General features: G+C 56.3%; 19 protein-coding genes and 2 tRNA genes. 16 read left to right on the top strand and 5 right to left on the bottom strand.

Translation table 11 applies throughout. From position 1 onward, the window contains the following. The first annotated feature begins 72 nt into the window (after positions 1 to 72). Positions 73 to 148, top strand: a tRNA-Phe gene (locus tag AC3IUE_RS01615). Positions 149 to 226: 78 nt separating this feature from the next. Here AC3IUE_RS01615 and AC3IUE_RS01610 read toward each other — a convergent pair. Further along, positions 227 to 676, bottom strand: a complete 450-nt coding sequence (locus AC3IUE_RS01610; protein ID WP_489265194.1) for a carboxypeptidase regulatory-like domain-containing protein — start codon at positions 674 to 676, stop codon at positions 227 to 229. 262 nt (positions 677 to 938) lie between these two features. Here AC3IUE_RS01610 and AC3IUE_RS01605 point away from each other — a divergent pair, with 262 nt between their 5' ends. From AC3IUE_RS01605 to vapC, 6 genes are all read left to right on the top strand, one after another. Next, positions 939 to 1,997, top strand: coding sequence for a PDDEXK nuclease domain-containing protein (locus tag AC3IUE_RS01605; RefSeq protein WP_489265192.1), 1,059 nt, complete (start codon positions 939 to 941; stop codon positions 1,995 to 1,997). A 69-nt stretch (positions 1,998 to 2,066) separates the two neighbouring features. After that, on the top strand, positions 2,067 to 3,041 hold the full coding sequence (locus tag AC3IUE_RS01600; RefSeq protein WP_489265191.1) for an alpha/beta hydrolase family protein: 975 nt from the start codon (positions 2,067 to 2,069) through the stop codon (positions 3,039 to 3,041). Positions 3,042 to 3,078: 37 nt separating this feature from the next. Beyond that, the gene (locus AC3IUE_RS01595; protein WP_489265190.1) at positions 3,079 to 3,495 is read left to right on the top strand and encodes a hypothetical protein; all 417 of its coding nucleotides are present in this window, start codon (positions 3,079 to 3,081) and stop codon (positions 3,493 to 3,495) included. A gap of 5 nt (positions 3,496 to 3,500) precedes the next feature. Continuing rightward, positions 3,501 to 3,953: a hypothetical protein gene (locus AC3IUE_RS01590; RefSeq protein WP_046045548.1), complete on the top strand. Its 453-nt coding sequence runs from the start codon at positions 3,501 to 3,503 to the stop codon at positions 3,951 to 3,953. Positions 3,954 to 4,140: 187 nt separating this feature from the next. Then, positions 4,141 to 4,371: a type II toxin-antitoxin system VapB family antitoxin gene (gene vapB, locus AC3IUE_RS01585; protein ID WP_489265188.1), complete on the top strand. Its 231-nt coding sequence runs from the start codon at positions 4,141 to 4,143 to the stop codon at positions 4,369 to 4,371. Next, complete coding sequence (vapC, locus tag AC3IUE_RS01580) at positions 4,371 to 4,778, top strand: type II toxin-antitoxin system tRNA(fMet)-specific endonuclease VapC (protein ID WP_489265186.1); 408 nt, start codon at positions 4,371 to 4,373, stop codon at positions 4,776 to 4,778. Before vapB ends, vapC begins: the two co-directional genes overlap by 1 nt. A 76-nt stretch (positions 4,779 to 4,854) precedes the next feature. Here the strand turns inward: vapC and gabP are convergent, their stop codons facing one another. Then, positions 4,855 to 6,246 (bottom strand): GABA permease, encoded by a 1,392-nt coding sequence (gene gabP / locus AC3IUE_RS01575; protein WP_056745505.1) that lies wholly within the window; start codon positions 6,244 to 6,246, stop codon positions 4,855 to 4,857. A 563-nt stretch (positions 6,247 to 6,809) separates the two neighbouring features. Between gabP and AC3IUE_RS01570 the strand changes: the two genes are divergently transcribed. The 9 genes from AC3IUE_RS01570 to AC3IUE_RS01530 all read left to right on the top strand — a co-directional run bounded on the left by AC3IUE_RS01570 (position 6,810) and on the right by AC3IUE_RS01530 (position 16,145). Then, positions 6,810 to 7,583: an ABC transporter ATP-binding protein gene (locus AC3IUE_RS01570; protein WP_007897462.1), complete on the top strand. Its 774-nt coding sequence runs from the start codon at positions 6,810 to 6,812 to the stop codon at positions 7,581 to 7,583. Positions 7,584 to 7,596: 13 nt separating this feature from the next. Next, positions 7,597 to 8,343, top strand: a complete 747-nt coding sequence (locus tag AC3IUE_RS01565; RefSeq protein ID WP_489265183.1) for an ABC transporter substrate-binding protein — start codon at positions 7,597 to 7,599, stop codon at positions 8,341 to 8,343. A 78-nt stretch (positions 8,344 to 8,421) separates the two neighbouring features. Further along, on the top strand, positions 8,422 to 9,117 hold the full coding sequence (locus tag AC3IUE_RS01560) for an ABC transporter permease (RefSeq protein ID WP_046045544.1): 696 nt from the start codon (positions 8,422 to 8,424) through the stop codon (positions 9,115 to 9,117). Further along, positions 9,114 to 9,803: an ABC transporter permease gene (locus tag AC3IUE_RS01555; protein WP_046045543.1), complete on the top strand. Its 690-nt coding sequence runs from the start codon at positions 9,114 to 9,116 to the stop codon at positions 9,801 to 9,803. The genes AC3IUE_RS01560 and AC3IUE_RS01555 overlap by 4 nt, the downstream gene beginning before the upstream one ends. Further along, complete coding sequence (locus AC3IUE_RS01550) at positions 9,784 to 11,013, top strand: methyltransferase (protein WP_489265180.1); 1,230 nt, start codon at positions 9,784 to 9,786, stop codon at positions 11,011 to 11,013. Before AC3IUE_RS01555 ends, AC3IUE_RS01550 begins: the two co-directional genes overlap by 20 nt. Positions 11,014 to 11,314: 301 nt before the next feature. Then, positions 11,315 to 12,556: a nucleoside deaminase gene (locus AC3IUE_RS01545; protein WP_489265178.1), complete on the top strand. Its 1,242-nt coding sequence runs from the start codon at positions 11,315 to 11,317 to the stop codon at positions 12,554 to 12,556. 129 nt (positions 12,557 to 12,685) lie between these two features. After that, positions 12,686 to 12,761: transfer RNA gene (locus AC3IUE_RS01540), tRNA-Thr, on the top strand. Positions 12,762 to 12,933: 172 nt separating this feature from the next. Continuing rightward, the gene (locus AC3IUE_RS01535; protein WP_489265176.1) at positions 12,934 to 14,256 is read left to right on the top strand and encodes a tyrosine-type recombinase/integrase; all 1,323 of its coding nucleotides are present in this window, start codon (positions 12,934 to 12,936) and stop codon (positions 14,254 to 14,256) included. A 908-nt stretch (positions 14,257 to 15,164) separates the two neighbouring features. Next, positions 15,165 to 16,145, top strand: coding sequence for an integrase domain-containing protein (locus tag AC3IUE_RS01530; protein ID WP_489265174.1), 981 nt, complete (start codon positions 15,165 to 15,167; stop codon positions 16,143 to 16,145). A 379-nt stretch (positions 16,146 to 16,524) separates the two neighbouring features. Here the strand turns inward: AC3IUE_RS01530 and AC3IUE_RS01525 are convergent, their stop codons facing one another. The 3 genes from AC3IUE_RS01525 to AC3IUE_RS01515 form a co-directional block, all read right to left on the bottom strand. Then, positions 16,525 to 17,163, bottom strand: coding sequence for an SLATT domain-containing protein (locus AC3IUE_RS01525; RefSeq protein WP_153004087.1), 639 nt, complete (start codon positions 17,161 to 17,163; stop codon positions 16,525 to 16,527). After that, on the bottom strand, positions 17,084 to 17,965 hold the full coding sequence (locus AC3IUE_RS01520; RefSeq protein ID WP_465822174.1) for an SMODS domain-containing nucleotidyltransferase: 882 nt from the start codon (positions 17,963 to 17,965) through the stop codon (positions 17,084 to 17,086). Before AC3IUE_RS01520 ends, AC3IUE_RS01525 begins: the two co-directional genes overlap by 80 nt. 88 nt (positions 17,966 to 18,053) lie before the next feature. After that, entirely contained in the window at positions 18,054 to 18,605 is a 552-nt protein-coding gene (locus tag AC3IUE_RS01515; RefSeq protein WP_489265171.1) for a hypothetical protein, read from the bottom strand. Positions 18,606 to 18,608 lie beyond the last annotated feature (3 nt).

Below are 18,608 nucleotides of genomic sequence, written 5' to 3'. Positions count from 1 at the left end.
ACGGTAATAATTAAAATTTTTTTGAAAACTTTCTTGACGACCCCCTGAAAAACCAGTTTAATGCGCCCCGTTGCCCAGATAGCTCAGTCGGTAGAGCAGGGGATTGAAAATCCCCGTGTCGGCGGTTCGATTCCGTCTCTGGGCACCAAATACCGAAAACCCTGAATCGCAAGATTCAGGGTTTTTTTATGCCTGCGATTTAGTTGATGACGTTACGCCGTCGTCGCTAGTTCTCAGTCCCCCAGTGGAAGACCAGGTTACGAGCGGCGCCGCTGCCTACTTCCGCCGTATCACGCCGCACTTCACCCTTATGCGTGGCGACAACTGTGTACTTGCCTGCAGGCAGCTGAACGTAAACCAGCGGACCCGCCTCACTCAGCGTCAGCACGGGCTGCCCTTGGGCTTTCTGGATGATTACATCCACGTCGGGAACATATTCGCCCGCAGGCCCGGTGGAGAAGGTCATGTGCAGGTTGTACCCAGTGGTTTGCTGGATGGCCTTTGACTCATCCTCACCAACACCGCCGGACAAATAAGCGATCCCGTTTTGCTCTTGCCTCTGGACTTGCACACCTGAGCTGTCGATGGGCTCCAGGCTGGCGGCCGGTGAAATGGCTGGAAACATCAACACGCCGACTGCGGCGATGGGCAACATGAGTGAATGGACGTACTTCATGATGGCGACTCCCGGGCTCCACAGAACCCTTTCGTTACTCCTTTTAGATTTCTTGCTGAATGCTCAAGTTTTAGATTGATTAGTACTTGGGTTTACTGCGAATAGGACTACACGTTGTATTCCCCAAGCGCGGATTGCCGTCGGCGTGATCCCGCAAAACCAGTCGGACTTTCCTTCCGGTTTACCAGCCACGCCCGGCATCGCGGGCTATCACTCTCTTGCCATCCTCTTCCGCCTGTTTCCTTCAGCTGCGGAAAATGTCATGACCTCCCTCAAACCCGGTAACACTCAAGATCCACAGATCACTTCACTGCTCGGCAATCTTGGCGAATTGATCCGCGAAGCGCGTCAGAAGGTGCTGCGAGCGGTCGATACCGTTCAGGTGCAAACCTGCTGGCAGATCGGACGGCATATTGTGGAGTTCGAGCAGGAAGGCGCTCGGCGGGCGGTTTATGGCAAGCAGTTGCTATCGACGCTGGCGAAAGTACAGACGGAGCAGTTTGGGAAAGGTTTCGACGCTTCCAACCTTCGCTACATGCGCCTGTTCTATCAAGCATTCCCAATTCGTGACGCACTGCGTCACGAATTGAGCTGGACCCACTACCGCAGACTGCTACGAGTCGACAACGACAACGCTCGCCACTGGTACATGAACGAATCAGCTATGCAGAACTGGTCAAGTCGCGCCCTCGAGCGCCAGATCAATACCCTCTATTACGAACGCCTGCTGGCGAGCCGCGACCGGGCTGCCGTCAAACAGGAAGCCGCCACCAACATCCAGCAAATGAACGCCAGCCCTCGGGATTTCATCCGGGACCCGGTGCTACTGGAGTTTCTCGGCCTGCCCAATGCGGGCTTGATCCAGGAAAGCGAACTTGAACAAGCATTGATCAATCAACTCCAGGGCTTCCTGCTCGAATTGGGCAAAGGCTTCGCCTTCATCGCTCGCCAGCAACGCATCAGTACCGAGAGCAAAGACTTCTACATCGATCTGGTGTTCTACAACTACCTGCTCAAGTGCTTCGTCATCTTCGACCTCAAGCGCGGCGTACTGACCCACCAGGATGTCGGCCAGATGGACATGTACGTGCGCATGTACGACGACCTCAAGCGCGGACCGGAGGATGGCCCCACCGTCGGCCTCATTCTCTGCGCGCAAAAAGATGAATCGGTGGTGCGCTATTCAGTGCTGCAAGGCAACGAACAACTGTTCGCCAGTACCTACAGACTGGTACTGCCGAGCGAGGAGGAACTTCGCACAGAACTGGATCGGGAGTGGGCGGTGCTTGAGGAGCGGTTACTCAAGCAGAAGCTCCGATAAGCACGGGTGGATTGTTCATAAACGGCGCGAAGACTATGGTGACTGGCTAACCGCAAAGGTTCAAAGCCGATGAATTTTCAGGACATGCCCTCACTGGCCCCGACGCAACTTGAATTGCCGTTACCCACCGGCACACCGGGTGACTCTTTCAAGGAACCCGCCGCCGACGGTTTCATCCTTGGCGGCTTCACCTGGCGGCATACGAATCAAGACTCGACCCGTCCAGTGGTCATCATCAACGCCGCCACCTCCGTCCGCTGTCGCCATTACTCACGCTTCGCCGATTACCTGTACGCCAACGGCTTCGACGTGATCACTTACGACTACCGAGGCATCGGCGAATCGCGACCCGCGTCGCTGAAAGGGCTTCGGGCTTCATGGTCAGACTGGGGCGCGCTGGACTTTGAGGCGATGCTCAAGCGCGCTCAGCGTGAATTCCCCGGGCAACCCATCGATGTTGTAGGCCACAGCTTTGGAGGCTGTGCAGCGGGCCTGGGAGCCTCCGGGCATATGATTCGACGTCTGGTGACCGTCGGTGCGCAATTCGCTTACTGGCGCGACTACGCGCCCGCCCATCGCTGGCGGATGTTCGGCAAGTGGCATCTGGTGATGCCGTTGATGACATTGCTGTGCGGCTACTTCCCCGGCAAACGCCTCGGCTGGCTAGAGGACACCCCCGCCGGCGTGGTTCGCGACTGGAGCATGCCCACCGCGCACTACGAGAAACGCCCCAGCGGTCGCGTCCTTCACGCAAAATCCGGGCGACTGCCCTTCTCATCCGTCACCGCACAAAACCTGGCCATCAGCATCAGCGACGATCCTTACGGCACGATTCCAGCTATCGAACGCCTGCTCAGTTACTTCACCGGAGCAACGAACAGCCACCTGCGAATCGCCCCCGATGACATCGGCGAACAAGAAGTCGGACATTTCGCCTTTTTTCGTAGCGCATACCAAGCCACACTATGGCCCATTGCACTGTCCTGGCTGCAGACCGGCGAACTGACCCCCGACACACCTGGGCGGCTAGTACCTCGCAGCTGATTGACTTGCCCACTCAACGAAATACGGAACGACGCCCATGGCCTCCGCCAACAAGCAGCAAAAACGCGCCACTCGCGCCAAAGCCAAGGCCAAGCAGAACCGCACCCAACGGGCTGCCGCGCCGGTCGAGCTGGACCCGAACGATGACCGTATCGACTTCGAATCGGTGGACCTGACCGAGCTGTTCAAGAAAATGATCGACGCTGAAAAAACCAGTCAGCAAGCCATGTGCGCAGCCTTCCTCGAAGACCCGCTGCTGGAGCTGGTGTACGAGCAGGAAGGCGAAGAAGGCGCGACAGACTTCATCCTCGCGGCGTTGATCGAATATCGCCAATGGTCCACCGAAGTCGACGAAGCCGGCGCATTGGCGTGGATCGAATCCCCGGCCTTCCAGGCTGACTACGTGGCGGCGTCCGACGCCATCGCGGCCCAAACACAACCGAAAGCGAACTGAATTTAATGGCCTCCCTGAACAAGCAACAGAAACGCGCCAAACGCGCCAAGATCAAAGCCAAGCAAATCAATATCCACGGCAGAAAACCCGCCGCACTGGACGATGACCTGGGGGAAATCGGCGAGCCGATCCCGGAATACACCCTGGCAATGTTCAGCAAAATGCGTGACGCGGAAGCCACCAGCCGCAACGACATGCTGCTGACCCTGCTATCGAACCTCGCCGGCATCATCAGCGACCATCCAGAACTGCTGGACATGGAAAACGCCGACAACGAGGCCATGGCCGCCACTCACCTGGCCGCCGACATGCTGATCGATTACCGCATGTGGGCCGACGGTATGGACCGCGACACCGCCCAGGCCTGGCTGACAGATCCGCAGTTCATCACCGACTTCGGCACGGCGCTCGACAGCTATCGCGAGTCGCTGGACGCGCAGGAAGAAAAGGCTGAGTAAACACTCGCTTCAGAAACAAAAACGGCCGCTTGTCATCACTGACAGCGGCCGTTTTTGTTTGAGAAGCCAATAACCCAAAACAATTTGACATGACCCCTCGTCAGCGGCCACGTATATCCCATTGACATATCCCTTAAGAAATCTATTCTTTGGACTCACAGCACACACAAAAACGCAGGAGGCCAAAATGGAACAGACCACCCTTTTCATGAGCAATCGAAGCCAGGCTGTCCGCCTCCCCAAAGCTGTTGCGATGCCAAGCGACGTGAAACGAGTCAACGTAGTTGCCATCGGCAGGGCTCGCATCATCACTCCCGCAGATGAAACATGGGACAGCTGGTTTGACGGGGATGGTGTGAGTGCAGATTTCATGACCGATCGTGAACAACCCGCCGATCACGAGCGTGAGTCGTTCTGATGATCAAATACATGCTCGATACCAACATCTGCATCTTCACCATCAAGAACAAACCGCAAATCGTCCGAGAAGCTTTCAACCGTCATAACGGGCAGCTATGCATCAGTGCCGTCACGCTGATGGAGTTGTTCTACGACGCCGAAAAATCGGCCGCACCAGAAAAGAATCTCGCGGTGATCGAGGGTTTTGTGGCACGTCTTGAGGTCTTGCCTTTCGACAATGAAGCGGCCGCGCACACCGGCATGATTCGATCCGAGTTGGCCAAGGCCGGAACGCCTATCGGGCCCTACGACCACATGATTGCCGGCCACGCACGTTCACGCGGCTTCATAGTGATCACCAACAACCTACGAGAATTTGAACGGGTTCCAGGGCTACGCGTAGAAGACTGGGTTCACCCCGATTGAGCCAGTGCAACCGACAGAAACAAAAACGGCCGCTTGTCATCACTGACAGCGGCCGTTTTGCGTTATTCGGTACGAATCAGTTCAGCACCACCGCACCCATCTTCTGCAGCTTGCGACGACGAGCCACAAACAAACCGGCAGCCACCACCAGCAAACTCAGCAGACCGGTCGCGAGGATCTCCACGCGATGCGCTTCCTGGAACAGCATGATCGTCAGGGCCGCAACGATGAATATGATCACCGCGTAGGTCAGGGCCGGGAACAGCCACATGCTGAAAGCGATTTTCTCGCCACGAGCCATGCGCTGCTTGCGCATACGCAATTGCGAGATGGCGATCACCAGGTACACCAGCAGCGCGATAGCGCCGGAGCTGGCCAGCAGGAATTCGAACACGGCGGCCGGGGCCACGTAGTTGGCGAAAACCGCGATGAACGCAGCACCAGTGGACAACATGACGGCCCAGTACGGCGTGCCGCTCTTGTTGGTGCGCTGGGAAACGGCCGGTGCATCACCGCGCTTGCCTAGGGAGAACATCATGCGCGATGCAGTGTAGAGCGCCGAGTTCAGGCAGCTGGTCACAGCAACCAGCACCACGATGTCGACGATCAGCTTGGCATTCGGGATGCCCATGCGCTCAAGCACAGTCTGGTAAGAACCAACGCTGGCCAGGATCGGGTCGTTCCAAGGCACCAGGGCCACAACGATGAAGATCGATACAAGGTAGAACAAGCCAATCCGCCAGATCACCGAGTTGGTGGCCTTGGAGATTTGCTGGCCAGGGTTCTTCGATTCCGCGGCCGCAATGGTCACGATCTCGGTGCCCATGAAGGAAAACATGGTGGTCAGGATCGCGCCCAACACTGCGCCCATGCCGTTTGGCAGGAAGCCTTGGGTGTCGAACAGGTGCGAAACGCCGCTGACTTGGCTGTTCGGCAGGAAGCCGAAGATCGCCAGAATGCCGAGGCCAATGAAACCGATGATCGCCACGACTTTGACCAGGGCGAACCAGAATTCGAATTCACCGTAGTTCTTCACGCTGAACAGGTTCGTCACCGTCAGCAGCAAAGTGATGATCAAAGTGAAGGCCCAGATCGCCACATTCGGGAACCAGGCGTGCAGGATTGTCGCTGCGGCGTTGGCTTCCAGCGGGATGACCAGCACCCAGAACCACCAGTACAACCAGCCGATGGTAAAACCGGCCCAGTGACCGATCGCACGATCGGCATACGTCGAGAAGGAGCCTGTGTCCGGCGAAGCTACGGCCATTTCGCCGAGCATGCGCATCACCAGCACCACCAGCATACCGGCAGCGGCGTAGGCCAACAGCACGGCTGGGCCTGCGGCGGCGATGGCGTGGCCGGAGCCGACGAACAGGCCGGCGCCGATAACCCCGGCGATCGACAGCATGGTCACATGACGCGGTTTGAGCCCCTGTTCGAGGCCATTGGAGCTTGGGGTACTGCTCATTGAAACTACCTTTGTAAGGAAAAGCGATTACGTCCACCCGGTGTGGCGTTCCTTCTCGTAAAAAGAAACCAACGGGGCGTTCCGTATTCTGCACGCAATAATTGCGCCAAAATATTACAGAACGCCCAAGAATGGGGCTCTCCGCCGGACCGGACAGTCATCGCAAGTCATTGAGATTAATGGCAATTCGCCAGAGCGTTACCCTGCGACCCACTTTAAGAACGAAGCGGCGCACCAGAAACACACCCAAAAATATAGCGACGCACAATAAAAGTGCGGTTCAGGAACGTTTGGCCGGTTAGCGCTTCCAACCCCCCGCCAAAGCTGGCAACATCGCGCCCTTTTTTACGGGACCCGCGGCTGTTTTGTATTTAAAAGCAGGTTCAAACGGCTGTTCGGTTGATAGCAGCGCGACAGTCTGCTGTACCGATGCGACAACCTGCCACAGGCCACCCGTTTACCGCCCGTAGCGCTGTTGGCTGCCATTCAGACGCTATGCTAGCTTGGCCGCCTCGCCAGGAAGGCCGCCAACAGCAGGAGCGAAATACTTATGAGGAACGCACATGGCTGAGGCCACGCCCGCGCTTGAAATCCGCAACTTGCACAAACGCTACGGACAGCTTGAGGTGCTCAAAGGCATCTCGCTGACCGCCCGCGACGGCGACGTGATCTCGATCCTGGGTTCTTCCGGTTCCGGCAAGTCCACCTTCCTTCGTTGCATCAACCTGTTGGAAAACCCGCACCAGGGCCAGATCCTGGTGGCCGGCGAAGAACTCAAGCTCAAAGCCGCCAAGAACGGCGAACTGGTTGCTGCCGACGGCAAGCAGATCAATCGCCTGCGCAGCGAGATCGGTTTTGTGTTTCAAAACTTTAATCTCTGGCCGCACATGAGCGTGCTCGACAACATCATCGAAGCCCCGCGCCGCGTACTCGGCCAGAGCAAGGCCGAGGCCATCGAAGTCGCCGAAGCCTTGCTGGCCAAGGTCGGCATCGCTGACAAGCGCCATGCCTACCCGGCGCAACTCTCCGGTGGCCAGCAACAACGCGCGGCCATTGCCCGCACGCTGGCAATGCAGCCCAAGGTGATCCTGTTCGACGAGCCGACCTCCGCCCTTGACCCGGAAATGGTCCAGGAAGTACTTAATGTCATCCGCGCATTGGCCGAAGAAGGCCGCACCATGCTGCTGGTCACCCATGAAATGGGCTTCGCCCGTCAGGTTTCCAGCGAGGTGGTGTTCCTCCACCAGGGCCTGGTAGAAGAGCAAGGATCGCCACAGCAGGTGTTCGAAAACCCGCTTTCGGCGCGCTGCAAACAATTCATGTCCAGCAACCGCTAACGGAGCCACCCGCATGCAGAACTACAAAAAAATCTTCCTGGCTGCTGCCGTCACCCTGGCCTTCAGCGCCGGTGCCGCCGCCGAGACCTTGAAGATGGGCATCGAAGCGGCCTACCCGCCGTTCAACAACAAAGATGCCAGTGGCAATGTCGTCGGCTTCGACAAAGAAATCGGCGACGCCCTGTGCGCCAAGATGAAAGTCGAATGCACCGTGGTCACGTCCGACTGGGACGGCATCATTCCGGCCCTGAACGCCAAGAAATTCGACTTCCTGATCTCCTCGATGTCGATCACCGACGAGCGCAAGCAAGCGGTGGACTTCACCGACCCGTACTACTCCAACAAGCTGCAATTCATCGCGCCGAAAAACGTCGACTTCAAAACCGACAAGGCTTCCCTGCAAGGCAAAGTGATCGGTGCACAACGTGCGACCCTCGCTGGCACCTGGCTGGAAGACAACATGGAAGGCGTTGAAGTCAAACTCTACGACACCCAGGAAAACGCCTACCTCGACCTGACCTCCGGTCGTCTGGACGGCATCCTCGCGGACAAATACGTCAACTACGAGTGGCTGAAAAGCGACGCCGGCCGTTCTTATGAGTTCAATGGCGACCCGGTGGAAGAAAGCGACAAGATCGGTATCGCTGTACGTAAAGGCGATGAGATTCGTACGAAGCTGAACACCGCACTGAAAGAAATCGTCGCTGATGGCACCTACAAAAAGATCAACGACAAGTACTTCCCGTTCAGCATCTATTGATTCTGACCTGCCAGGCCGGCGCCGTTATTTGACGGCGCCAGTCCCTGGCATTGCCTGCCGCGATTTGAAAAGAAATCCATGACTATCGATCTCTACGGATTCGGCCCGGCGCTCGCCGCTGGTGCGCTGATGACTGTGAAACTGGCACTCTCGGCGTTGTGCCTGGGGCTGGTGCTCGGTCTGCTCGGCGCCTTGGCCAAGACTTCCCCGTACAAGCCACTGCAATGGCTTGGCGGCACTTATTCGACCCTGGTTCGCGGCATCCCTGAATTGCTCTGGGTGCTGTTGATCTACTTCGGCACGGTCAACTTGATGCGTGCCCTGGGCGAGTTCTTCGGCAACCCCGACCTCGAACTCAATGCTTTCGCCGCCGGCGTAATTGCGCTGGGGCTGTGCTTCGGCGCCTACGCCACGGAAGTGTTTCGTGGTGCAATTTTGGCTATCCCCAAAGGTCACCGCGAAGCAGGTGTGGCCTTGGGCCTGTCGAAATTCCGCATCTTCACTAAGCTGATCATGCCGCAGATGTGGCGCATCGCCCTGCCCGGGCTGGGCAACCTGTTCATGATCCTGATGAAAGACACCGCGCTGGTATCAGTCATCGGCCTGGAAGAAATCATGCGTCACGCGCAAATCGGCGTGACCATATCCAAGCAACCGTTCACCTTCTATATGGTGGCCGCGTTCATGTACCTGGGCCTGACGGTTCTCGCCATGACCGGCATGTACTTCATGGAAAAACGTGCCGCTCGCGGCTTCGCGAGGAGCACCCAATGAACTGGGAAGTCATCATCAAGTGGCTGCCGAAACTGGCTCAGGGCGCGACACTGACTCTGGAACTGGTGGCCATCGCCGTGATCGCCGGTTTGCTGCTGGCAATTCCGCTGGGCATCGCGCGCTCGTCACGACTCTGGTACGTGCGGGCATTCCCCTACGGCTACATCTTCTTTTTCCGTGGCACTCCGTTGCTGGTTCAGCTGTTCCTGGTCTACTACGGCCTGGCGCAGTTCGACGCGGTCCGTAACAGCTCGATGTGGCCGTACCTGCGCGATCCGTTCTGGTGCGCCACGGCGACCATGACGTTGCACACCGCGGCCTACATCGCCGAGATCCTGCGCGGCGCGATTCAGGCGATTCCACCCGGCGAGATCGAAGCGGCGCGAGCCTTGGGCATGTCCCGGGCCAAAGCGCTGGTCTACATCATCCTGCCCCGAGCCGCGCGCATCGGTCTGCCGGCCTACAGCAACGAAGTCATCCTGATGCTCAAGGCCAGCGCCCTGGCCAGCACCGTGACTCTGCTAGAACTGACCGGCATGGCCCGCACCATCATTGCCCGGACCTACCTGCCGGTGGAGATCTTCTTCGCGGCGGGCATGTTCTATCTGTTGATGGCTTATGTGCTGGTTCGCGGCTTCAAGCTGCTGGAGCGCTGGCTGCGCGTCGATGCCTGCCAAGGGCGTTGATGCCTGCGTGCTGACGGGTGAGGCCTTACTCGCCCGTTTCGCGGCGCTGGATGCTTTTCTGATCGAGCATCAGGCGCTGTGGAAGCCTCGGCCGTTTACTCATCTGCAGCTTCCCTGGGAAGCGTCCTACCCGGAATTGGCGCGCTGGCTACGGGGTCAGTCGCTGGAAGATGCAGAAAACAGTCATAACCAACCTTGTTTGCTGGATGCGCCGGAACCTTTTGCTTCGCTGGCGGCGCTGTCGCTTGAGCTGAGCGCAGTGGGTGAACTGCCGGCGCATGCACTGGAAGCGGCCGGGCATCGATTGAATGTCGATGTGCCGGGGCGCAAGTGGCAGCAGATTGAGGCGTTTGCCAGCTGCTTGTCGTTTGCTGCATCACCGAAACATTGGCTTGATTGGTGCTCGGGCAAAGGCCATTTGGGGCGGCGATTGTTGCAAACCGGTCAGCAGCTCACTTGCCTGGAATACGACCCGGCGCTGGTCGCCAGTGGTCAGGCACTCAACCAGCGTCATCAATTGCATGCGCTGCATGTCGAGCAAGATGTACTCGCTGCGGATACCGCCTTTTTCCTGAATGCTGACCACACGCCGGTAGCGCTGCATGCCTGCGGTGATCTGCATGTGCGGCTGATCCAGCTCGCCAGTGCGACTGGTTGCAAGCAACTGGCCATCGCGCCTTGCTGCTACAACCGGATCAGTCTGAGCGAGTACCAGACGCTTTCCTCGTCGGCCAAGCGCTCCGACCTACAGCTGTCCCTCGAAGATCTTTCGCTACCGATGAGCGAAACCGTCACCGCTGGCGCTCGCGTCCGACGTCAGCGTGACACCTCCATGGCCCGACGCCTGGCCTTCGACCTGCTGCAGCGGCAACTGCGTGGCATTGACGAATACCTGCCCACCCCTTCCCTGCCCAGCACCTGGCTGGATAAATCCTTCGCTGATTACTGCCATCATTTGGCCGCGCTTAAAGAGTTATCCACAATCGGCCCGCAGGATTGGTCAGCACTCGAAGCCGCCGGTTGGCAGCGATTGGCCGAAGTGCGCAATCTGGAGCTGTTGCGCGGTCTTTTCCGACGCCCGTTGGAGCTTTGGCTGGTACTCGATCGAGCACTTTTCCTGTTCGAGCAAGGCTATGCCGTTCGCCTCGGCACCTTCTGCGAAACCCCGCTCACACCGCGTAACTTTCTACTCTTGGCCGAACGTCCTTAATTACGCCCAGCCTGTGGATAACTCTGTTGATGGAATTATCGTGGATCCAATAAACACGCCTGTTTCGGGGTTGAAACACCACTGTTCATTTTTCGTACACATGAATAAAAAATCGGAAAAACAGGCATTTGCGAGCAAATTGAGAACCGATCCACAATTGCGCTCTTGACTGTAGGTGCCACAGGTCTGCGTTGTGCATAAGCGTTAAGCCAAAAGAACATAAACGACCTGGAAATCCTCAACTATCTTTGCAAAGCGCCAGAATTCTCTGGCATCAGGGACAGCAAGGAGCTGGGAAAACATGAGCACATTGAACAGTGCGCAGGAAGCCGTCGATACCGTCGCCAACCAAGCCATTTACGCTGCACTGCAGCAAACCTTCGCGGTGGGCGGCGCCATCATCAACAACGCAACGGGCGAAGTCATCGCCGCGCTACACAACAACGTGCTGATGCCTTTCCCCGGCAGTGGCACCACTTACTTTCTACCCCATGACCCGACCGCCCACGGCGAGCGACAGTTGGTGGACTGGTACTACGAAAACGTCGCGCCATTGAACCTGCCACCGCCCAATCAGTTGACTGTCGTCACCACCCTGGACCCATGTGCCATGTGCGCCGGTTCGCTGCTGACTGCAGGATTTAACGTCGCCGTCAGTGCGATCGATGACTACGCAGGCATCAACTACAACAGCCAGTTCACCTTTCCGTCGCTGCCGCCGCAGATCCGCCAACAGGCGCAGGACACTTGGGGTTATTACGCGATTGCGGCGCCTGTCAGCCGCGCCTATCAAGGCTCGAACAGCCCGGTGTTCGGCGGACAAACAATCGATTCGGCGGCGTACTTCCTCTGTAGCTCGATCTTCTCCGCCAGCGTCAACACCGTACGCGAGGCCAGCAACAACAGCGGCCTGCCACCAGATCAACTGCAAAACCCGGCCAACCTCCCGGCCAACAGCAAAGTGCGCCAGGCACTGACGGCGCTCAGCCCGTTTGCACTGACCGTGCAATCGGCCAACCCACGCGACCCCGGCGCAGAACTCGCTCCGCCACTATTACAAACCGCACAGCACAGCCCGGTGTTCAACTCGGTGGCCCTCATCGATCCGTTCGGCAACCTGCTGGTGTGTCTGGGCGGCGTCGAGAACCAGTCGCCGATTCGTACAGCGTTCATGGAAACGACCCGCAACTACGCCGTCATGCGCTGGACCCTGATGAACGACCCCGACCCGGCGGTGCGCGCCCAGGCCGAGCAATACCTGACGCATCCAAAGTACGGCACCTTCGTCTTCCTCTACGCCCCCGACCCCACCACCCCGCAGGCCGTGATGACCTTCGGCGCGTACGGCTCGACCATGGAAGGCCCTGTGCCACAAAGCTATCCGTCCAACCTGCAATATGTGTTGTTGCCGGGCAACACCACCGCCCAAGCGTTATCGACACTGGCCCAGAACCTGCCGCCGTTCTACACGCAAAGCGTGCAAGTGGCACCCGCGCAGGTGCTGAGTCAGGACCTGATCAACGCGGTTAAAAACGGCGTGTAAGGGGCTAAAGCAATTGCACCGGTCGGCCCCGCAGAAGCATCCGCGGGGCCCGCCTGACGCCTGCGCAAAAATAGTCTGAATTCAGGGGTTTACAGAACCAACCCAATCGCTATAATCGTCGCCCAACACGCCGGTATAGCTCAGTTGGTAGAGCAACTGACTTGTAATCAGTAGGTCCCGGGTTCGACTCCTGGTGCCGGCACCATACAAGGTTCCAGAGAAGGCTTTCAAAATCTCTGGAACCCCCGAAAAACCCGCCTTCTGGCGGGTTTTTTCGTTTTAGCGTTCCATCGGTTTCCGTCAGAAACTGGTGGATTCCAACCGTTTTAAGGGTAGAGTTTGGGATACAAGTCACTTCGATAAAAGGGAGTACCCTTATGTCGCGCACCACAGCTCCGCTCTCCGACGCAGCTTGCCGCTTGGCAAAACCTACAGACCGCGCCTACAAGCTTTTCGACGGCGATGGCCTCTACCTTCTAGTCCAACCCAATGGCCGCAAAGGCTGGCGGCTCCGTTACGTCAAACCTGACGGACGAGAAGGACTGACCTCGTTCGGCAACTATCCCGTCATTGGCCTCGCCGACGCGCGCCGCAAGCGCTTGGAGGTCAAGCGAATGCTGGCGGATGGCATTGATCCCATAGAGACCAAGCACCAAGCCAAGGCGGAAGCTGTGATCAAAGGCAGAACCTTTGAAAGCGTTGCGCTGGACTGGCACACGGAAATGTCGGCCAAGTGGGCACCAGGCCACTCCAAGACTGTGATGAGCCGCCTCAAAACCCACGTGTTCCCGCTGATCGGCGCCCGCGCCATTGTCGACCTCGACACCCATGACCTCATGCAGCCCTTGGAAGCGATCAAGAAGCGCGGAACGATAGACGTTGCTTTAAGGGTACAAAACTACCTGCAGAGCATCATGCGCGAAGCAAAACGCCTCCGACTTATCACCGCAAACCCTGCCTACGACCTCGAAGGCTTGATCAAAGCCCCGCGGGTGGTACATCGCCCCGCCCTACCCTTATCGCGACTGCCGGAACTACAGGAGCGGATCGACACCTATAAAGGCCGCGCACTTACCCGTCTGACGGTGATGCTATCGCTGCATGTGTTTGTACGATCCAGCGAGCTGCGTTTCGCCCGTTGGAGCGAGTTCGACCTCAAGCGCGGCGTCTGGGAAATCCCGGACACTCGGGCAGCGTTGGAGGGAGTACCCTTTTCCACAAGGGGTACGAAGATGGCAGGGGATATCCATCTTGTACCCTTATCGCCGAAAGCGGTGACGCTACTCGAACAAATCCATACGCTCACAGGCAAATTCGCATTGGTCTTCGCAGGTGATGCCAAACCCTGGAAGCCCATGTCCGAAAATACCGTGAACAACGCGCTTCGGACGATGGGATACGACACCAAAACCGATATCTGCGGGCATGGATTTCGTTCAATGGCCTGCAGCGCACTGATCGAGTCAGGATTGTGGTCGGAGACAGCCATTGAACGGCAGATGAGCCACAAGGAGCGCAACAACGTCCGCGCCGCTTACATCCACAAGGCCGAGTTCATCGAGGAGCGCAGGCTGATCATGAACTGGTGGAGCCGGTACCTGGAGGCCAACCGGCAGGAGCATGTCACTCCACACGAATTCGCGAACCAGACAGGAGCGAACGTCACTCGCCTAAAAGCAAAACGTGGTGCAACTGAGTAAGCGCTCGGTCTTCATATCTCAGCGATCCGCTTGTCCACGCGGGTCCATCCAAACAGGGCTGCAAAGCCGCCCTGTTTGGATGGACCTCACTTAAAAAATCTAAAGCCCACACAACTGTCTGTGGAAAACCACTGATTTCCACCGGTGGATAATTTCATCCACAGCCGCAGAACTCCCGAAAATTGGAGTCTTGACCCGAATTATCCACAGGCGTAGAAAAGATCGGGCAAAGCGCTGTCGTCGACAGCAACCCAGGTAGCCAGAACCTTTAAGGCTACGCCACACGGTGGTGGTTCTCCCAAAGTGCGATTAGCGTCCGGTAGCTCGCACGGTCACAGCGATGTGATGGATGCCTACTTTTACCAGTGTGCCCACTGCGGCAACTCATCCCTTTCATAGCTGCCCTGCAGCAACCTATCCGCTTGGCCATTCCCGTGCGCCAACCTGCGCCCGTCTCTTTCTCCCGGAAAGAGACGGGCGCTCCTACCACTGCTGCAGCCCAACTCGTACAAGGCATTGCGGCATTTCCCTTCGTGACAATCGGCGTGACAAACACCGAAGTCACCAGCAACAGCGATGTAGATGATGGTGCCGCAGCATACGGAATGGACTGCACCTGACTGACAGTCAGGCATGCCCCGGTCATCGCTTCACTGCCTTCACCGACTCAGGATCTCGCAGCATTGGTCTCGTCAGCCAGCGCAGCCTCCACCCGCCCACGTCTCCGGAAGTGTTCAGGAGGCCAGATCATGAGATGCCCAAGCTCCCGGTCGTAAAGAGCCGCCAGTCCCGCGTTAGTGGACAACCCTCACAGGTCGCAGGGGCCTTGATCCCTGATAACACTCAACATTCTTGGCGGGATGACGTGGGGAAGGTTTTAAAGGTTTGGCTTCGAGAGGAGTTTGATCATGGCATTGGTCGGTAGACGGGACGGGCGGAACTTTGGCTATGGACGGCAACTGAGTTTTGCCGGGCCACAGGCGCTACGTGATCTGTTTGGCGGCGGGCACTACGGCACGGTCAAGGCGCACAGTGATCGGTGGCAGGCGTTTGTGCGCTGGTGTCGCTCGGAGGATGGGCCGGGGGTTAACGATGCGCGGCAGATTGATCGACAGACTTTGATGGACTATGCCAAACATCTGCGCGAGCAAGTTGAACAAGGTGAGCTCGCCATCGCCACCGCGCAAAACCGGTTGTCCAGCGTCAACCGGACCCTGGCAGCGCTTCGCGGTGATCAGTATGTGAAAGTGCCGAGTCCGAGCAAGGCGTTAGGAATGCGGCGCACCAGTGTTCGTCGTTCGGTGCCGCAAGGCCAAGACCGCGAACATGTGAAGAGGGTCGTAGAGGTGCTTTGCGCACACCAGCAGCCGCGTGCCGCGGCTATCGCTCAGTTAGCGCGAGCCACCGGCATGCGCTTACGTGAGGCCATTTTGGCCGACCTTCCGCGCCTGAAGCGTGAGGCCGAACAGTACGGCAAGATCAACATTCAGGACGGCACCAAAGGTGGTCGATCAGGCGCATCAGCCCCTCGCTGGATAACAGTGAGCGATCACATTCGTGATGCACTCATCTTCGCCCTTCAAGCCTCGCCTGACGGAAGCTGCAACCTGTTAGCCCCTACCGATCGCTACCGGAACTTCATACGCGACTCCATTCGCCCTGCTCGGACAATACTCCATTCGCACGGACTAAGCGGCTTTCACGAGCTGAGGGCCGCGTATGCGTGCGAACGCTATGAGCAAATGACCCATCATCCCGCGCCCATTTACGGTGGGAACTGCTACCAGCTTGACCCACACCTCGATAAAGAGGCCAGAGAACAAATCAGCCACGAACTGGGACACGGACGTATAGACGTGGTTTCTGCTTACATAGGGGGCCGAGTATGAGCAAGGAATTCGATATGGAATTATTCCTAACGGGTATTCTGACAGGCTCTCATACCACGCGCCGGCGCCACCTTAGACAAGCTAACGCTATTCAAGAAGCGATCTCGGATCGATGGCACCGGGATAATCCTTGGACCTGGCAGCGAAAGCACCTTGCGTGGTTTCTAAGCTGCCACGTGGACCGGCACGCCAAATCGACGAACTATTACTACCGCCTTACAGTAAACCTGATCACCCTTCGCTTAGGAAAACCGTGGCAGTTCAACCACCCGTCGAAGAGTTAGCACAACCTTGGCATCGCAATGAATAACAATTGAGCTAGGCTTCCTGCACCCTGTCTGAACCATGCTGGGAGGCAAGATATGCTGCGCACCCATTGTTAGCCCTTCTTAAGTTCCTTCGGAAGAAATGCATCAATCTCCGCATCGGAAAACGTCATGTCTTCGAGTTTCTTCAACGCTTCTTGCGCCTTCTTATATGCTTGATATGTTGTACTTGGAGCACCTGAGTAAACTGCATGTAATTGCTCCAGCAGGCTATCTCTCACCTTTTGTAGAGTTTCGATGGGTTTCTCGCCCATTCGTAAATCCGTGATGAGAGAAAGATATCTTTCTCTGATAATCCAGAGATCAGCGCCTGCCTGTCGATGCTTTTGAGCGAGCTCTCCTAAGTCGTAATTCTTTGTGTAGGCGTTCAATATAAGCAGTATTGTAGACACAACGATTCCAACAAGCGCTGCATTCTCACCGCCACCCAAAGCCGCCGCGACAAAGCCTCCGGTTGTTACAGCCGATAGGATGATCTGCCACAGCTTGATGTTGGAAAGCCTACCCAAGAGGATGTCTGCACACTTCTCATGCGTTTTATGAGAGTACACAACACGTCCATAGCACTCGCGTAATTGTCCCTCTAGGACGGCTCTTGAGTCTAGAGAGTCATTAGTCTGGGAATGAGGTTCCAAATATTTCTCTCCATTTTTGCTTTGCTGACCACTCACGCTTTGGACTAGCAACTTCATGTTCTATTGCCTCGCGTGCAAGATTGTAGCACCTGGTGGCTTTCCATTGAAATAATCCTTTGCCGTAAACGTGCTGCCCGCTTCCGGGAGCTTTCCAATACTCCTTTTGACTATCTTGATTTGACATAAAGTAAAAAAAGTCGCGACACATAAAATCGTAATACAAGTATGATTTATCTTTATGCTGCCACGTATCAATAAACTGATAAGCGAGCGTATCAACGAGCAAGCCACTAATCGGTACGTCCCACTTTTGTTTCCATGCCCGCATCATTCGACAAAGTAGGACCAGATTTCCGTTGCAGGCTGCATTTCTCGTTCTTATTGCAGAAATCTCTGGCTTTGGATTCGTAACCCGCCAACATCCCCCACCGTTCGCGTCGGGGTAGGTGTAGCTGTCATCATCGTTGATGAACGCGGGTAATACTTCGAATGTTATTCCATCAGTAAAAGGGATAAGTATGACTTGGCCATCGCCTCTGATACTTGTAGTTGAATATGTTTTTTCGATGGACTTTTTGACCGCTTGGAGCAGAGAGGATTGACCGTTGCCATTATAGTTGTTGTACTGCTGATAAATTGAATATGGAAGTTGAAAAAGTACATCCAGATCGCTGATACCCTGGATCGCAGTGTTTCGCCCATACGACCCCAAATAAAGTCCGTGAGCAACATCGGACGTAGTATTCCAGAATTCAGTGTTTAGACGGCGAGTAATGGCCTTATAACGACTAGGAATAGTTCCTGCATCCTGCGTTCTAATATTGTAGCAAAACGTACTAAACCACTCTGCCAATGCCATAATAAAGCTCCTTTATTAACCTTTCAGAGCAGCGTATTTTTTTGGACCACCCACAAAATAAATTCCAGCTTACATTCTTCACCTTCAACTAATTACTCTTGATATGTCGAGCTAGATTGAAGGCCATGGTGACGTAGGACATTGCATCTTCCTCGCTTAAATTCAGCTCTTCCGCATGAGCTGCCTTATTGCGGAGCTTTTGAAGCTTTTTGTATATACTTAGCTGCTTATCATCGATGACTTTGCACTGATGTAAGTATTCTCCCAGATTGGGTAGATTACGCATTGTCTCGTTAGGCGACTGACTCCAAAATGAACTTGCAACCTCTACTGCCGCTGTTTCAACATCAATCCACGCCTCCATAATTGCCGCACGCGTAGACAGGGACACCAAGTCCAATGCTTTGGAGGTGGTAGCGGATAGATCCTCTTTCTGTGGCGAATCAAGAACAGGTGATGCTTCAGTCTTTAAGGCAAGTACCTCTTGTGAAAACTCAAGCTCAAGCTCTTTATACTTAAGCTTTCTCATTAGCGGGACAAGCCCCACTAATGGTTCCCGCAATAGACACGCCAAAATAATTGTTGCAGCGGGCCAAGCTAAAGCCTTGATGAGCTCTGATGTAAAGGTAAGTCCGTCCATATT

The sequence above is a fragment of the Pseudomonas sp. GL_093 genome, from assembly GCF_057837605.1.
The sequence above is the reverse complement of the archived record's forward strand: the minus strand, read 5'-3'. Positions and strand labels throughout refer to the sequence as shown.

Bases quoted from the DNA above. Each gene is read 5' to 3' on its own strand.
- AC3IUE_RS01610 (WP_489265194.1), bottom strand. From the start codon at position 676: ATGAAGTACGTCCATTCACTCATGTTGCCCATCGCCGCAGTCGGCGTG.
- AC3IUE_RS01605 (WP_489265192.1), top strand. From the start codon at position 939: ATGACCTCCCTCAAACCCGGTAACACTCAAGATCCACAGATCACTTCA.
- AC3IUE_RS01600 (WP_489265191.1), top strand. From the start codon at position 2,067: ATGAATTTTCAGGACATGCCCTCACTGGCCCCGACGCAACTTGAATTG.
- AC3IUE_RS01595 (WP_489265190.1), top strand. From the start codon at position 3,079: ATGGCCTCCGCCAACAAGCAGCAAAAACGCGCCACTCGCGCCAAAGCC.
- AC3IUE_RS01590 (WP_046045548.1), top strand. From the start codon at position 3,501: ATGGCCTCCCTGAACAAGCAACAGAAACGCGCCAAACGCGCCAAGATC.
- vapB (WP_489265188.1), top strand. From the start codon at position 4,141: ATGGAACAGACCACCCTTTTCATGAGCAATCGAAGCCAGGCTGTCCGC.
- vapC (WP_489265186.1), top strand. From the start codon at position 4,371: ATGATCAAATACATGCTCGATACCAACATCTGCATCTTCACCATCAAG.
- gabP (WP_056745505.1), bottom strand. From the start codon at position 6,246: ATGAGCAGTACCCCAAGCTCCAATGGCCTCGAACAGGGGCTCAAACCG.
- AC3IUE_RS01570 (WP_007897462.1), top strand. From the start codon at position 6,810: ATGGCTGAGGCCACGCCCGCGCTTGAAATCCGCAACTTGCACAAACGC.
- AC3IUE_RS01565 (WP_489265183.1), top strand. From the start codon at position 7,597: ATGCAGAACTACAAAAAAATCTTCCTGGCTGCTGCCGTCACCCTGGCC.
- AC3IUE_RS01560 (WP_046045544.1), top strand. From the start codon at position 8,422: ATGACTATCGATCTCTACGGATTCGGCCCGGCGCTCGCCGCTGGTGCG.
- AC3IUE_RS01555 (WP_046045543.1), top strand. From the start codon at position 9,114: ATGAACTGGGAAGTCATCATCAAGTGGCTGCCGAAACTGGCTCAGGGC.
- AC3IUE_RS01550 (WP_489265180.1), top strand. From the start codon at position 9,784: ATGCCTGCCAAGGGCGTTGATGCCTGCGTGCTGACGGGTGAGGCCTTA.
- AC3IUE_RS01545 (WP_489265178.1), top strand. From the start codon at position 11,315: ATGAGCACATTGAACAGTGCGCAGGAAGCCGTCGATACCGTCGCCAAC.
- AC3IUE_RS01535 (WP_489265176.1), top strand. From the start codon at position 12,934: ATGTCGCGCACCACAGCTCCGCTCTCCGACGCAGCTTGCCGCTTGGCA.
- AC3IUE_RS01530 (WP_489265174.1), top strand. From the start codon at position 15,165: ATGGCATTGGTCGGTAGACGGGACGGGCGGAACTTTGGCTATGGACGG.
- AC3IUE_RS01525 (WP_153004087.1), bottom strand. From the start codon at position 17,163: ATGAAGTTGCTAGTCCAAAGCGTGAGTGGTCAGCAAAGCAAAAATGGA.
- AC3IUE_RS01520 (WP_465822174.1), bottom strand. From the start codon at position 17,965: ATGGCATTGGCAGAGTGGTTTAGTACGTTTTGCTACAATATTAGAACG.
- AC3IUE_RS01515 (WP_489265171.1), bottom strand. From the start codon at position 18,605: ATGGACGGACTTACCTTTACATCAGAGCTCATCAAGGCTTTAGCTTGG.